This window comes from Samsonia erythrinae (assembly GCF_004342665.1).
GTDB lineage: Bacteria > Pseudomonadota > Gammaproteobacteria > Enterobacterales > Enterobacteriaceae > Samsonia > Samsonia erythrinae.
In genome coordinates, this window is record NZ_SMBY01000007.1 from 140,359 (window position 1) to 155,021 (window position 14,663).

The following is a 14,663-nucleotide window of genomic DNA, read 5'->3' on the forward strand; positions in this document are numbered from 1 at the left end:
AGCCGCCGCTTTAACAAAGGACAAGGCGCCGGAAAGAGGGGGGGATGAAATGATTCATGGCGAAATTCATCAAACTGTAAAAAAAGGTAACTACGTTATGTGCTACTAAACTCCGCAACCAAGGACATAACAATGAAAGCTCGCTGGTTACTGCCCCTATTGATTTCTGCCGCATTGCCGGGAATGGTGCAAGCTCAGGCCATTTATCCCATTGATCGCGCCACCATGCTGGCCGGCGGGAAATTCGATTTTAAAGTCGAGTTTGATGAAGTGCTCAAGCCGGAAGATATCCGCATTCTGATCAACGGTAAGGATTACCAGCAGGTATTGGGTAAAACCGCTTCGTTTGTTGAGCGAGAAGACGGCGGTAACGCCTCCACGGTCTGGCTGCGGGATGTCAACCTGCCGGAAGCGGGCAAGTATGTGGTAGAAGCGGAAGCCAAAGGCAAAAAAACGCAGGTGAACTGGGAGGTTTATCAGGCTTCCGGCACGCGTAAAGCGAAAAACGTGATTCTGTTCATCGGCGATGGCCTGTCCGTTGCGCACCGCACGGGCGCGCGCATCCTGTCTCAAGGGGTGACGGAAGGGAAAGCGGACGGTCGTCTGGCGATTGACGACCTGCAATATATGGCGTTTGCCGGTACCTCCAGTACCGATTCCATCGCGGCCGACAGCGCCAACACCATGAGCGCCTATATGACAGGCCATAAGTCCGGCGTCAATGCGCTGGGCGTGTACGTCAGCCGTAGCAAAAATTCACTGGACCACCCGAAGCAGGAAACGCTGGGTGAGCTGCTGACCCGTTCCACCAAGATGTCTGTCGGCGTCGTCAGCGACGCGGAACTTGAGGACGCCACGCCGGCGGCGGTGGTTTCCCATACGCGCCGTCGCGCGGATAAAGCCGAAATCGTCGAGATGTTCTACAACGTGCAGCCTACCGTGATGCTGGGCGGCGGTTCTGCCTATTTCCTGCCGAAGAGCACGCCGGGTTCGAAGCGTAAGGATGACACCAACTACGTTGAGAAATTCCAGCAGGCCGGTTACTCGCTGGTTACCGATGCGGATTCGCTGAAGAAAAATGCCGCGCAAGCCACCAAACTGCTGGGGTTGTTCCACACCGGTAATATGGACGGCGTGATGGATCGTCGTTTCCTGAAAAACGATGTCACTAAAAAATTCCCCAACCAGCCTGACCTGACGGATATGACGCAGGCCGCGCTGGATGTGCTGTCTAAAAACAAAGACGGCTTCTTCCTGATGGTGGAATCCGCGCTGATCGACAAAGCGTCTCATCCGTTGGATTGGGAGCGCGCCTTCACCAACACCATCATGCTGGATCAGTCTGTCGCCATCGCGAAGAAATTTGCCGAGAAAAATCCCGATACGCTGATCATCGTCACCGGCGACCATACACACGGCCTGTCTATCATCGGTACGGTGGATGACAGCAAGCCGGGCACCGAGATGCGTGAGAAGGTCGGCGTCTATGAAGACGCGGGCTACCCGAACTATCAGGATGCGAATAAAGACGGCTATCCGGATGATTTAAATGTCTCCAAACGTCTGGCCGTGTTCTTCAACAACTACCCGGATTATTACGAAACCTTCCGTCCGAAGCTGGATGGTCAGTTCGTTCCTGCCATCAAGAACGAAAAAGATGAATACGTCGCCAACAAAGCCTTCGAGAAAGTGCCCGGCGCCGTCTTCCGCGAAGGTATTTTGCCACGCTCTTCCGATACGGGCGTTCATGCCGTTGACGATATGGTGATTCAGGCCAGCGGCCCCGGTGCCGAGCGTATCCGCGGCTACATGGAAAATACCGACCTGTTCCGGGTGATTGTGGACGCTTTAGCGGTTAAACCGCAGGACAACAAGTAATTCTACGACGTGATGAATACTGTGAAATGCAACAAAGCGGGGGCGATCCCGCTTTTATACTGCTGGTCGCGTGCGTTACTGGCACTCTTCCTCCTTGTCGCGATCCCCTCGGTTAAGGCTGCTCCGCCTGAGCTCTCCTTCGATAAGCTTTACGCCTCCTACGGCGTGTTGGGGTTGACGTTTTCCGACGATGTTAAAACGCTCTCCGGTAAACGGGTAAAAATGCGCGGTTTTATGGCGCCGCCGCTTAAGGCTGAATCACAATTCTTTGTGTTAACCAAAATGCCGATGGCGCTGTGCCCTTTCTGCTCGTCCGATGCGGACTGGCCGGAAGATATCGTCGTCGTGTACCTCGCCAAACGTCAGACTTTCGTGCAGAACAACACCATGATTGAAGTTGAAGGCGTACTGGAGCACGGATCGTGGACCGATCCCGAAACGGGGTTTGTCAGCCTGCTGCGGCTGCGTGAGGCCACGTTCGATACTTTTTAGGAGCACCGATGGCAGAGCTATTGATTCAAAACCTGAATGTCACCTTTCCCGATACGCCTCATGCGGTGCTGGATATCCCCTCTTTGTCGATTGCTTCCGGCGCGCTGGTGGCGGTGATGGGGCCCTCCGGCTCTGGTAAAACCACGCTGGTGAATGCGATCACCGGGATGGATCACAGCGGAACTGGCCGTGTTCAGTGGGAAAATCAGGATATCTGGCAGTTAAAGGAGGCGGATCGCGACCGCTGGCGGGCGCGGCACATCGGGCTGGTGATGCAGGATTTCCACCTGTTCCCCGGCCTGAATGCAATAGAAAACGTCTTATTGCCCGCACATTTTCACCACTGGCGGATACCGGCGTCGCTCAGACAGCGGGCGGCGGACTTGCTGGCACAGGTGGGGCTGGATACCGCGAATCGTCCGATTGAAGTGCTATCGCGCGGCGAGAAGCAGCGGGTTGCCGTCGCGCGAGCCTTGCTCGGCGAACCGGATATTATCGTCGCCGATGAACCTACGGCCAGTCTGGATGCGCAAAGCGGCGAGCAAATCGCCGATCTGCTGGTGACGCTGGCGCGTGACCGCCACGCGACGCTGGTGGCGATCACACACGACGCCCGTCTGGCATCGCAACTGTCGCGCTGTATTCAACTGGAAAAAGGACGCCTCGTGGCGGACTCGTGGTATCAGGAGGATCGGACATGATTCCTTGGCGTCTTATCTGGGTCGACTGGCGTCGGCTCTGGCCGGGTGTGCTGGTCGTGGTGTTGCTGATCGCGATGGCGACGGCGTTAAGTATTTCGGTGAGTTTGCAGGAAAGGGCATTACGCATGGGCAGTGCCAAAGCGGCTGACCGTTTCGATCTGGTGGTCGGCGCGCCGGGGAGCGAAACCCAACTGGTGCTGTCGTCCGTGTTCCTGCAACCGTCCGCGCTGACGTTGATCCCCGCGCAGGTACTGGCCGATCTGGAAAAGAATCCGCTGGTTGCCTGGGCCGCGCCGGTCGCATTCGGTGATTTCTATCAGGGAATGCCGATAGTCGGCACCACGCCGCCGCTGGTGACGGATAATGGGAAGCGGCAACTCACCGCCGGACGCCTGTTTAACGACGGCTTTGAAGCTGTGGTGGGTGCGCAAACGGGGCTGGCGGTGGGCGACACGTTCAGTCCGGTGCATGGTCAGGTCGGCACCGAGGGGGCGCACGCACATGATGATGTCACCTACACCGTTGTCGGCGTGTTGCCTGCTGACGGCAGCGCATGGGATAAAGCGATTCTGGTGCCGGTGAACGCAGTATGGCGGGTGCATGGCATTCATCCGCCGCACGATGAGGACGGCGAGCATCATGATGACCACGACCACGACCACGACCATGAGCATGACCATGAGCATGATGAAACCGCACATGGGGAAGGCGAACAGCATGCCGATGAACATCATCATGACGTTCATCCAGCGGAACGCACTGAAAGTGATGACCATCATGCGGATGCCGCTCAACCGGTAACGGCTTCACACGCCGACGAGCACGGTGAGGAAGAAGCACACGAACACGCACATCAGGCGGGGTTGCCCGCGATTGTGGTGAAACCGAAAACGATTGCCGGGGCCTATCAACTGCGCTCGTTGTACCGTAGCAATACGACGCAGGCGGTGTTTCCCGGGGAAGTGTTGGTCAAGCTCTATTCGCTGCTCGGCGATATCCGTGAGCTGCTGACTTACATCTCTCTGGGGACGCAGGGATTAGTGGGCGTCGCGGTGGCGATGGTGGCGGTGATCCACCTGCGGCAGCGGCAGAAACAGATCGGCGCGCTGCGTGCATTTGGTGCGCCGCGTTATGGCATCTTCACGCTGATTTGGAGCGGGTTGATGTCGCTGGTGGGCGTCGGGGTGCTGCTTGGCGTGGGCATTGGCTACGTTGCGGCGCGCGCCATTGCCGTCGTGATGAGCGAAAAAAGCGGATTTGTCCTGCCGGTCACGCTGGAGTGGGAAGACATCCGGTTTGTCCTGCTGTTACTGCTGGTCGCCGCCGTCGTATTGACTATTCCGGCGATGCTGTCCTACCGTCAGTCTCCCGCTGCGGCACTGCGCGGCGACTAACGGCGTGCACCGTCGGAAATGACGGGCACGCCTGCATTCATAGTGAAAATAATACGTTAGATTTGACAGGTATCCCGACAGATTAACACTGCGGGATACCTCATTATTCCTGCTCGAAATAGGTGCGGATTTTCTCGATATCGTCGCCGTTAGACAAGGCCAGAGAAAGCAGAATGCGTGCTTTTTGCGGGTTGTAGAATCCGCTGCCGATCGCGCCATCTTTCTTCTTCTCTGTCACATAGCCGTTTCCGGTGCGCGTACTGATCACCACCGGAATGCCTTTAGCCACCGCTTTCTTGATGTCTTCTTTGATACGCTTAGGCGTAGAGCCGTTACCGCTGGCCGCGATAACGATGCCTTTTGCGCCTTGTTCAATGGCGGCATTCAGCAGGCCGCTGTCCTGATCCTGATAGCCGTAGAGGATGTCGACTTTCGCCAGCGTGTCCTTATTACTTACGTCAAAGAACGGTTTGTTTTCGGGGGCGGCGGGCTGATAAAAGAAGCGCGGCACGCCGCCGTAGAATGCGCCCAAATAGCCTTGTTCATTGGCTTTGAACGTGTCCAACGAAGTGGTATTGGTTTTGGTCGTGTAGAATGCGGAGCCGATGCGATCGTTCAGCAACACCATTGCGCCGCGTTTTTCCGCATTCTTGCTGGTCGCCAACGTAACGGCTTCCAGCAGGTTCATGGAACCGTCCGCGCTGATGGCGGTGGCGGGGCGCATTGCGCCGACGACAACCACCGGTTTCTCGCTTTTTACCGTCAGATCTAAAAAGAATGCGGTCTCTTCCAACGTGTCGGTGCCGTGAGTAATGACGACGCCGTGAGTATTGGAATCGCTCAACTGTTTGTTAATCGCATTGGCGAGTTTTAGCAAAATGGCTTGATCGATATTTCCGCTGGCGGTATTGGCGATTTGCTCGCCTGTCACCGTAGCGACATCGCCAATCGCCGGTACGGCATTTAACAGCTCTTGAATGCCGATAGCACCCGCCTGATAACCCGTCGTGGCCGTATTGGATTCAGCCTTTCCGGCAATGGTGCCGCCGGTCGCATAGATAGTGACGCCAGGTTTGGCATCATTGGCCAGCAGCGCATGAGACGACAGCACCAGGCAAGCGACGGTGATGGTGCGAGCGATGAATGAGAGTTGCATTGGCAGGTCCTTATTTTGGCATGGGAAAGCAAGAACCCTAGCAATTCCCATACCAATATTTTATGGTTTTTTTCTTTGTTTATCAGCCGATTAAAGGCGATTTTGTTTTTTGTTGGTGCATGACCTTGGCAGAGGGCAGCGATACTGCACCGTAATGGTGAACGGCGATCTGCATACGCCCGGTTTTTTCATGCCGGATATCGGTTTTCGACTGGTAAGGACACTTGATGATAAATAAATTCGTCGGCGGGATAGTGCTTTGCGTCATCAGTCATTGCGTCGCCGCTCTGACGCCCGTGGCGTTGAAAGACGGTATTAACCGGCTCGACCTTAACCAGAACGGTGGGAAGGACTATGTTGTTGTGGCTGCATTTGACAACAATACTTCGCATCCCAATCTTGGGATGACCTTCTTTGTAAGCCGTCCGGACGGCGGTCATAGCATTATGCCAGTGGCCAACAGCAATACGTTTACCTGGTTTGACTATCGGCTCTCCGCCGCTGCGGATTTTTTGGTGCAGGATAATCGGCTCTTTCAGTCTGGAGCGCATTATTTTTTGGTGACGGCAAGGAAGCAAGGTGAAAACGTCTTTGATCCTACAAAAGTGCTTTTAACGATTTACGCGTTTAAAACCTCGCGGGACGATCCGGGGGTGCCGCTCTATGAATGGTCAGCGCTGAAAAGCGTCGTGACGCAGAACAACTATCAGTCGGTCGATGAGGCCTACAAGGAAGTGGATGAGGCAATGCTGGCAAAATGAAAATACGCTTATTGATCGCATTAGGGCTATTGTCGCCCCTCGGCGCGCTGGCTCAGCTTAGCGAGCAGGATTACCGGCAGCGGGTGCAAGATTTTTTTGATGCCGAGCCGCCGTTATGTCTTGGCGAGAAGCAGTGGCCGGTGCATAGCCCTAAAGGTGACGCTCCCTGGAATAGCGGGCGTTTGCACGCGTTGGTCGATGCAGGGCTGGCATACGCGACGCAGGAAGGCGCCGCGACGGTATATCGTTTATCGCCCATCGGGGAGAAGAACCGGCGCCAGTATGGTGATCTGTGTTACGGCAGGATGCAGGTGGCAGCGGTGGAAAAAATAGACCGCGTGAATCAGGAACTGACGGTCGTGTATTTTACTTATCGCCTCGCGCCGCTGGAGAACTGGGCGCATAACCGTTCGTTACGCTTTGCCTTCAGCGAGTTGGATAATCTGGTCGGCGGGATGGGAACTACGCGTTATTCGGCGACGATCCGTGAAACGCTGGGCGGCGCGGCGAAATTGCAGGACTACCCTGTGCCGGTTGAACTGGATTACTGAAGATGGCGAAAGCAACAGGGTGAACATGGTTCACCCTGTTGCATTTTTACGCTTATGACCGTTGCGATCAGCGTTTTTTAAACGCGGCGGCCAGCGCATCGCTCATGGCGCTGTTGCCTATTGATGATGTGTTGGCGGGGCGAGCGGGGCGCGGCTTCGCACTCGAACGCGCAGAAGGGGCCGCGTCGCGTGTGCCGCCACTGCGACGAGAGGCCGTGTCGCCCGGTTGCTCATCAAGCCGCATGGTCAGAGCGATACGCTTACGTTGCAGATCCACGTCCAGCACCTTCACCTTCACGATATCGCCAGCTTTTACCACCTTGTGCGGGTCGTCGACGAAATGGTCGGCCAGTGACGAGATGTGCACCAAACCGTCCTGATGTACGCCGATATCCACAAAGGCGCCAAAGTTGGTGACGTTCGTAACCGAACCTTCCAGAATCATGCCCGGCAGCAGATCGTTTAAGGTTTCCACGCCGTCGGCGAAGCTGGCGGTTTTGAACTCAGGACGCGGATCGCGGCCCGGTTTTTCCAGCTCTTTGATGATGTCTGTCACCGTTGGCACCCCGAAACGTTCATCGGTGAAATCCGTCGGTTTCAGGTTACGCAGCGCGTTTGAATTCCCCATCAGTTCCTGTAACGCCTGCTCGGTCGCCGCCAGAATACGCTCAACGACGGGGTAGGCTTCCGGGTGAACGGTGGAGGCGTCCAATGGGTTGTCGCCGTGGTTGATGCGCAGGAAGCCGGCGCACTGTTCAAAGGCTTTTGGTCCAAGACGGCTGACTTTCAGCAATTGTTCACGGTTGTGGAAACGGCCATTTTCATCACGCCAGGCGACAATGTTTTGCGCCATCATGCGCGTCAGCCCTGCGACCCGCGTGAGCAGCGCGACGGACGCGGTATTCAGGTCAACGCCGACGGCATTGACACAGTCTTCGACGACCGCATCCAGTTTCTTCGCCAGCAGACTCTGGCTCACATCATGCTGATACTGACCAACGCCGATCGATTTCGGGTCGATTTTGACCAGTTCTGCCAGCGGGTCCTGCAAACGACGGGCGATAGACACCGCCCCGCGCAGCGACACGTCCAGATCGGGGAACTCCTGCGCCGCCAGTTCGGAGGCGGAGTACACCGATGCGCCAGCTTCGCTGACGATCACTTTCTGTGCGTTGATCGCCGGGAACTGTTTTTGTGTCTCCAGGAAGAAACGCTCGGTTTCACGCGAGGCGGTGCCGTTGCCTATCGCCACCAGCTCAACCTGATGTTTGATGCAGAGCGCTGCGACACTGGCGGCCGCTTTCGCGGCCTGACCGGTATGGGGGTAGATAGTGTCGGTCGCGACTAACTTCCCGGTGGCATCCACCACCGCGACTTTTACGCCGGTGCGCAGGCCCGGATCGAGCCCCATCGTGGCGCGCATGCCCGCAGGCGCCGCCATGAGCAGATCGTGCATATTACGCGCGAAGACGTTGATCGCTTCATCTTCCGCTTTTTCCCGCACGCTGCCCATCAGTTCGGTTTCCAGGTGCAACAACACCTTGATGCGCCAGGTCCAGTTAATCACCGCGCGACGCCAGCTGTCCGCCGGGGCATCGCCTAAACGCAGATTAAGATGGTCAATAATCATCTGTTCGCAGTCGCTTTCGCGCGGCGCTTCTTCGTACTGCGGATCGGCATTCAGCGACAGTTGCAGTACGCCTTCGTTCCGTCCACGGAACATGGCCAGCGCGCGGTGCGAAGGGACTTGAGCAATCGGTTCGTGATGATCGAAATAGTCGCGGAACTTCGCGCCCTCTTCCTCTTTCCCTTCCACCACGCGGGAAACCAGATGGGCGTTTTTCCACAGGTAGTTACGCACTTTTGCCAGCAGCGTGGCGTCTTCGGCGAAACGTTCCATCAGGATGTAACGGGCGCCGTCCAGCGCGGCTTTCACGTCCGCCACGCCTTTTTCGGCATCGACATAAGCCTGCGCCGCCAGCTCCGGCGTCTGGCTTGGGTCTTGCCACAGGCTGTCGGCCAGCGGCTCCAGCCCTGCCTCAATCGCTATCTGCCCGCGCGTGCGGCGTTTGGGTTTATACGGCAGGTAGAGATCTTCCAGCTCGGTTTTGCTCAGCGTGCTGTTAATGGCGGTGGCGAGCGGTGCGGTTAATTTTCCCTGCTCGTCGATGGATTTCAGAATAGTCTGGCGTCGGTCTTCCAGTTCACGCAGGTAACCGAGGCGCGTTCCGAGCTGGCGCAACTGCGTGTCATCCAGACCACCGGTCACTTCTTTACGGTAACGGGCGATAAAAGGGACGGTATTTCCTTCGTCCAGCAGGCGTATTGCGGCATCGACCTGCTCCGTGCGCGCCTGCAATTCGCCGGCGATAATCTGGCTTAATGAATCATTCATGGGTCTGATATCAATCGTCATCAATTAAGAGGTTAAATAAACAGAGGGACAGTTATACGGATTGAACGTGAAAAATGCCAGCCGTCACCCTCTGGAATACGGCGACAATCGCTGCGTTGTTCGCCGAATGCGGGTCGGAGAGAAGAAAAGGAACGGAGCAAAATTTACCTAAATCAACATTCCTTCAGATTCTTGCAACCCACTCACGATTTTAGCGTATGAAATAGATTGGTTTTGTGTCTGTGAAATGAACAAGCGCAGCACGATACGGCATAAGCACGCACGGCGGACAGCCAGCGAGAACCAGATTATCATTCGGGCAGGAGAACGATTCATGACAGTCAGAACGTCTACGTTGACGGCAGAAGGGCAGGAGAGTATCAAGCTGGACATACGTTCCAGCGTGCTGGGAAAGGACGCCGTGGATATTCGTCCGTTCGGCCAGCATGGGCTGTGTAGTTACGATCCCGGTTTTGCCAATACGGCGGGGTGCGCGTCGGCGATTACCTATATTGATGCGGTGAAGGGCGAGTTGCTGCACCGGGGCTTCCCTGTCGAGCAACTTGCCGAGCAGTGTGACTTTACTGAGGTTTGTTACATCCTGCTGCATGGCGATGTGCCGTCACCGGAAGCCTACGCGCAGTTTGCCGATAATATTACCCGCCATACGCTGGTTCATGAACAAATTACCCGGATGTTCAGCGGCTTTCGGCGCGACGCTCACCCAATGGCGCTGATGTGTGCGGTGGTGGGGGCGCTGGCCGCGTTCTATCACGATGTGTTGGATATTCATAATGCGGCGCACCGCGAGCTGGCGGCTGTCAGGCTGCTGTCAAAAATGCCGACGCTGGCGGCCATGTGTTACAAATATTCTATTGAGCAGCCCTCCGTCTATCCGCGTAATTCCCTTTCTTATACCGGCAACTTTCTGCATATGTTGTTTTCGATTCCGGCGGAAAAGTATGAGGTGAATCCGGTGCTGGAGCGGGCGATGAACCGGATCCTGATCCTGCATGCCGACCACGGTCAATGTCCGTCCACCATGGCGGTCAGAGCTTCAGGTTCTTCCGGGGCAAACCCATTTGCCTGTATCGCCGCCGGGCTGGCGTCGATGTGGGGGCCGCTGCACGGCGGCGCGAACGAAGCCTGTATGCATATGCTGGAAGAGATAAAAACCGTTGAACGCGTTCCTGAGTTTGTACGGCGCGCGAAAGACCGGCGTGATTCATTCCGCCTGATGGGGTTTGGCAACGCTATCTACCAGTATTTCGATCCGCGCGCGGCGATCCTGCGCAAAACCTGTCACGAGGTGCTTAATGAATTAGGCATGGAGGACAGTCTGTTGCAGGTGGCGATGGAGCTGGAACATATCGCCATGACCGATGCTTACTTTCTTGAGAATAAGCTTTATCCGAGCGTTGATTTTTATACCTCCGTCATCCTGAAAGCGATGGGGCTACCGCCGTCGATGTTTACGGTGATCTCCACCGTGGGCCGGACGATCGGTTGGATTGCCCATTGGGATGAAATGCACAAACAGCAGGAAATCAGCATCTATCGCCCGCGGCAGGTTTATACCGGGCAGCCGCGTCGGGACTATGTTTCCCGGCGCAATGTCACCCCAGCGTAAAGGCGGTCAGGCTGACGGCGCTCCCCGCAGGTGGAAATCGTGCATTTTCGGGGGCATAAAACAAAGGTATGCCGCCCTTGGCGTCGCCCGCTGAGCATGGATGCGGTGCGTTAGCGGGCGAGCCAACGCACCGGAGAATCAGGGGAAAACGGCGCTTGTCGACGCGTTATCATCGACAAAAGGGGAGATATAGCGCTGATAACGTGATTTTTTTAGCTGTTGCAGATCGACCAGTACCAGACCGTCGATACAGTGATTGAAATCGGGATCGATACCGAAGTCGATAAACTGAACGCCGCCCGGTTCGCACAGCTCTGAGTACTGTTTGTAAAGCGTTGGGATGGCACACCCCATGTTGCTGAGCATACTCTTGAGCCGCGTGAGATCCTGCTGATAGTCCGTTCCTTCAAACTGCTTTAACACGTCGGGCAACGAGGCCGGATAAGGTCGGCGCGAGGTCGCTAATGGCCTAACGGGGGCGAAATGCAGCCGATAAAACGCGACCAGCAAATCACGGGCGTTAGGCGGTAACGTACTGGACAAGGAGACCGGGCCGAACAGGTAGCGGTATTCCGGGTAGCGCGCCAGATAGGCGCCAATGCCCAACCAGAGGTAATCCAGCCCGCGTTTGCCCCAGTATTTAGGCTGAATAAAGCTGCGTCCCAGCTCAATGCCCGATGCCAGTATCGGGGCCATCTCGTCGCCATATTGAAACAGACTATGGCTGTATAGTCCGTTTTTGCCTTTTTCCGCGATTTGACGAGCGGTAGGTATAAAGCGGTAAGCGCCCGCAATTTCCAACTCACATTCGTCCCACAGAATCAGGTGCAGATAGTCGTCGTCGTAGCTGTCCAGATCGCGACGTTGGCCGGAGCCTTCGCCGACGGCTCGGAACGCAATCTCGCGCAGGCGTCCGAGTTCGCGTAACAGCGGGGCATAATCTTCTGCGCCGCGACGGTACAGATAAACGGTTTTGCCATCTGGCGTGGTGCCCAGCGTTTCGCACGTTGAGAGCGCGCGTTTCAGCAGCACGCGATCTTCGGATAAGGCGATGGGCTTTTCACCACAGAAGCAACCGGGCTTGCCTTGCCCCAGTCGATAAACATGACGTCGGAAACGCGCCGCCAGATCGTTGGCGTTCCATTCCCCCTGGCTCCATGACGCATAGGGAATTCTGGCGCCGATACGCAGTTTGAGCGTATGTCCGTGCTGGCTGAACATTTCTCTGACCAGCAGCAGGGTGGACAGCGGACGATAAACCATAGAAAAAAGATAGAACAACATGCTGTTGCGCCCGCTGATATGGATGGGCACGACGGGCGCGCGGGCTTTGCTTGCCATGCGGATAAATCCGCTGTGCCAGTGACCGTCACGAATACCTTGCAGGCTGATGCGTGAAACTTCTCCCGCCGGGAAGACGATGATGGCGCCGTCATCGTTCAGATGTTGCTGGATGGCGTTGATTTGCTGGCGTTTGGTACGGTTATTGAAGTTATCAACGGAGAAAAACAGATTTTTGAGCGGGGCGACATAAGAGAGTAACTGGTTAGCGAGGATGCGCACGTCAGGTCTGACGCTGGCAACGGTACGCAGTAATGCCAGACCGTCCAGCGAGCCAATCGGGTGATTAGCCACCAGCACCACCGGTCCCTGACTGGGAATATTTTCTAAATCGCCTTCGAACATTTCACAATTGAAGTGGAAATGATCGAGAATCTGCTCAACCAGATCCAGCCCTTTCAAATGGGGATAGCGTCGCGCAAATTGCTGCATTTCAGTTTCAAATAGCAGGGAGCGCAATACGGTTTTCTGCCAGGGCGGCGTATGGCGGTGCGGGGCAAGATCTTGCAGAATGGCGTCTAAGCTAAACATAAATCGTCCTCCGTAGCTCTCGGAGGCTAAAGTACGGTATTGAAATGACATATTTATGTCTATTGGTAAATTGTTATTCCTATAAATAAGTTTGTGTAATGAGATATTTTAATATGGGCAGATTAACGCGTTGCGTCGCGCATTGGGGCCTGACGGGGTTATTTACTTGAAAACAAACCTGATTACCCGTGAGGGGTACGATAAACTGCGGGCAGAACATGACCATCTTTGGCATGTAAAACGCCCGGAAATTACCAAGATTGTCTCCTGGGCGGCGAGTCTGGGGGATCGTTCCGAAAATGCGGACTACACCTATAACAAACGGCTGTTGCGCCAGATCGACAGACGCCTGCGCTATCTTCGAAAGTGCCTGACGGAATTGAAGATCGTTGACTACTCTCCACAGCAGGATGGCAAAGTGTTTTTTGGCGCCTGGGTGGAAATCGAAAATAGTGACGGTGATGTGAAGCGTTTCCGTATTGTCGGGCCGGATGAAATTTACGGTGACAACAAAGACTACATCTCGATTGATTCCCCCATGGCGCGCGCATTGCTGAAAAAAAGTGTCGATGAGGAATTTATCGTCAATACGCCGGACGGTCCGCGTGAGTGGTATGTCAACGCGATCGACTATGTTAAGTGATAGCCGCGTGGTGTGTAATTAATCCGTAGCACGCCCGTCGCGCTGTGGCGTTTTGGGCGTTCATCATGTTCACCGGTGAGAGCGAGCTCGGCACGCTGCGGTAGACGCGGTTCAGCCACCTGAATTTTGCGCGCGCAGCAGCCGTTTTGCCTGTTCAATGACGGGCAAATCCACCATTTCGCCGTTTATCTGGAAAGCGTAGCTGTGCTCGGCGGCTTTCAGCACCTGTTTTGCCCAGTCTATTTTGCTGCGATCTGCCGCGAATGCTTGTTGAATGGCGTTGAGCTGGGAGGGATGAATGCAGAGCTTGGCCGAAAAGCCCAGAGAGCGGGCGTGCAGCGCATCCGCCAAAACCCGCTCGTGATGGGTGAAGTCAGGATTAACGCAATCAATGGGTGGGGGTAACCCGGCCAGCCGGGAAGCCAGCACGATGCGACTTCTGGCATACAGCAAGGCATGCAGAGATTGATCGCAATCGATATCGAGTGAGAAATCCAGCGAGCCGAACGCCACCCTTTCTACGTCAGCGGCACAAATTTCTTCCGCATTGTGTAACCCGCGCGCCGTTTCAATAATCGCGATAATGTTGGCGTTTCTTAATCTATATCTATGACAATTTATCATTTCTCGCGCTTCATTCAGCATTTTCGCGGATTCTACTTTTGGCAGAACAATGTCATGCGTGATTATTCTCTCTTCTGCCGTTGTTTTATTTCTTAATTTTTCTTTACTGCTGAGTTTATTTAGGAATTCGATGTCTTCATGGAAGGCTGGTGAATTAATTTTATTCACACGTATATATTTTTTGCAATTTACTTTGGAGACGAACGTATCATTTTCATACCATTGGAGAATATTCTCTCTGGCCTGATTTTTCTCGTCAGGATGAACGGCATCTTCCAGATCGAATATGACAGCGTCCGCGCCAGAGCTCATGGCATGTTGAAAGCGATGGGGCGCATTTCCAGGCACAAAGAGATAGGTCTTAGCGTGTTCCATGCTGTTCTCCTGTTGATTATTTAATTGATTAACAATGTCTTTATAAAAAACTCACTAAATTATCGCAAACAAGAATGATATCTATTTACATTGGCGTTCGTGATATGCTAGCTTTCCGTCAATTATTTTTCAATCTCTCTATCACGACATTTTATTAAGTTTCGGGCGGTGTTAACCCGAGCCTTAGCGAC

The 14,663-nt window shown here is 54.9% G+C and carries 12 protein-coding genes; 8 read left to right on the forward strand and 4 right to left on the reverse strand.

Annotated features, from left to right (window positions below; translation table 11 throughout):
* The first annotated feature begins 132 nt into the window (after nt 1-132).
* Genes EDC54_RS12435 through EDC54_RS12450 form a run of 4 tightly spaced genes read left to right on the forward strand, consistent with a single transcriptional unit; the run spans nt 133 to nt 4,465 of the window.
* Nucleotides 133-1,878, forward strand: coding sequence for an alkaline phosphatase (locus EDC54_RS12435; protein WP_132456637.1), 1,746 nt, complete (start codon nt 133-135; stop codon nt 1,876-1,878).
* A gap of 12 nt (nt 1,879-1,890) precedes the next feature.
* Nucleotides 1,891-2,370 carry a hypothetical protein gene (locus EDC54_RS12440; RefSeq protein WP_132456640.1) on the forward strand — a complete coding sequence of 160 codons (480 nt, stop codon included), beginning with the start codon at nt 1,891-1,893 and terminating at the stop codon, nt 2,368-2,370.
* Nucleotides 2,371-2,378: 8 nt separating this feature from the next.
* Nucleotides 2,379-3,071, forward strand: coding sequence for an ABC transporter ATP-binding protein (locus tag EDC54_RS12445; RefSeq protein ID WP_132456643.1), 693 nt, complete (start codon nt 2,379-2,381; stop codon nt 3,069-3,071).
* Complete coding sequence (locus EDC54_RS12450) at nt 3,068-4,465, forward strand: FtsX-like permease family protein (RefSeq protein WP_132456646.1); 1,398 nt, start codon at nt 3,068-3,070, stop codon at nt 4,463-4,465. The genes EDC54_RS12445 and EDC54_RS12450 overlap by 4 nt, the downstream gene beginning before the upstream one ends.
* Before the next feature lie 103 nt (nt 4,466-4,568).
* Here the strand turns inward: EDC54_RS12450 and EDC54_RS12455 are convergent, their stop codons facing one another.
* Nucleotides 4,569-5,621, reverse strand: coding sequence for an asparaginase (locus EDC54_RS12455; protein WP_132456649.1), 1,053 nt, complete (start codon nt 5,619-5,621; stop codon nt 4,569-4,571).
* Between the two features lie 227 nt (nt 5,622-5,848).
* Here EDC54_RS12455 and EDC54_RS12460 point away from each other — a divergent pair, with 227 nt between their 5' ends.
* A complete protein-coding gene (locus EDC54_RS12460; RefSeq protein ID WP_132456652.1) occupies nt 5,849-6,382 on the forward strand; it encodes a carbapenem self-resistance protein CarG family protein in 534 nt (177 codons plus the stop codon).
* Nucleotides 6,379-6,933, forward strand: a complete 555-nt coding sequence (locus EDC54_RS12465) for a carbapenem biosynthesis protein CpmH (RefSeq protein WP_132456655.1) — start codon at nt 6,379-6,381, stop codon at nt 6,931-6,933. The genes EDC54_RS12460 and EDC54_RS12465 overlap by 4 nt, the downstream gene beginning before the upstream one ends.
* 67 nt (nt 6,934-7,000) lie before the next feature.
* Here EDC54_RS12465 and EDC54_RS12470 read toward each other — a convergent pair whose 3' ends face one another.
* Nucleotides 7,001-9,328, reverse strand: a complete 2,328-nt coding sequence (locus EDC54_RS12470; protein ID WP_132456658.1) for a Tex family protein — start codon at nt 9,326-9,328, stop codon at nt 7,001-7,003.
* A gap of 334 nt (nt 9,329-9,662) precedes the next feature.
* Here EDC54_RS12470 and EDC54_RS12475 point away from each other — a divergent pair, with 334 nt between their 5' ends.
* Nucleotides 9,663-10,958 (forward strand): citrate synthase, encoded by a 1,296-nt coding sequence (locus tag EDC54_RS12475; protein WP_132456661.1) that lies wholly within the window; start codon nt 9,663-9,665, stop codon nt 10,956-10,958.
* A gap of 138 nt (nt 10,959-11,096) precedes the next feature.
* Here the strand turns inward: EDC54_RS12475 and EDC54_RS12480 are convergent, their stop codons facing one another.
* Nucleotides 11,097-12,830: a lysophospholipid acyltransferase family protein gene (locus EDC54_RS12480; protein ID WP_132456664.1), complete on the reverse strand. Its 1,734-nt coding sequence runs from the start codon at nt 12,828-12,830 to the stop codon at nt 11,097-11,099.
* 166 nt (nt 12,831-12,996) lie between these two features.
* On the opposite strand from EDC54_RS12480, the gene greB reads away from it, so the two are divergent.
* On the forward strand, nt 12,997-13,473 hold the full coding sequence (gene greB / locus EDC54_RS12485) for a transcription elongation factor GreB (RefSeq protein WP_132456667.1): 477 nt from the start codon (nt 12,997-12,999) through the stop codon (nt 13,471-13,473).
* Nucleotides 13,474-13,584: 111 nt separating this feature from the next.
* Here the strand turns inward: greB and EDC54_RS12490 are convergent, their stop codons facing one another.
* Nucleotides 13,585-14,472: an HpcH/HpaI aldolase/citrate lyase family protein gene (locus EDC54_RS12490; RefSeq protein ID WP_132456670.1), complete on the reverse strand. Its 888-nt coding sequence runs from the start codon at nt 14,470-14,472 to the stop codon at nt 13,585-13,587.
* Nucleotides 14,473-14,663 lie beyond the last annotated feature (191 nt).

Coding starts and splice junctions, on each gene's coding strand:
- EDC54_RS12435 (WP_132456637.1), top strand. CDS start 133: ATGAAAGCTCGCTGGTTACTGCCCCTATTGATTTCTGCCGCATTGCCG.
- EDC54_RS12440 (WP_132456640.1), top strand. CDS start 1,891: ATGAATACTGTGAAATGCAACAAAGCGGGGGCGATCCCGCTTTTATAC.
- EDC54_RS12445 (WP_132456643.1), top strand. CDS start 2,379: ATGGCAGAGCTATTGATTCAAAACCTGAATGTCACCTTTCCCGATACG.
- EDC54_RS12450 (WP_132456646.1), top strand. CDS start 3,068: ATGATTCCTTGGCGTCTTATCTGGGTCGACTGGCGTCGGCTCTGGCCG.
- EDC54_RS12455 (WP_132456649.1), bottom strand. CDS start 5,621: ATGCAACTCTCATTCATCGCTCGCACCATCACCGTCGCTTGCCTGGTG.
- EDC54_RS12460 (WP_132456652.1), top strand. CDS start 5,849: ATGATAAATAAATTCGTCGGCGGGATAGTGCTTTGCGTCATCAGTCAT.
- EDC54_RS12465 (WP_132456655.1), top strand. CDS start 6,379: ATGAAAATACGCTTATTGATCGCATTAGGGCTATTGTCGCCCCTCGGC.
- EDC54_RS12470 (WP_132456658.1), bottom strand. CDS start 9,328: ATGAATGATTCATTAAGCCAGATTATCGCCGGCGAATTGCAGGCGCGC.
- EDC54_RS12475 (WP_132456661.1), top strand. CDS start 9,663: ATGACAGTCAGAACGTCTACGTTGACGGCAGAAGGGCAGGAGAGTATC.
- EDC54_RS12480 (WP_132456664.1), bottom strand. CDS start 12,830: ATGTTTAGCTTAGACGCCATTCTGCAAGATCTTGCCCCGCACCGCCAT.
- EDC54_RS12490 (WP_132456670.1), bottom strand. CDS start 14,472: ATGGAACACGCTAAGACCTATCTCTTTGTGCCTGGAAATGCGCCCCAT.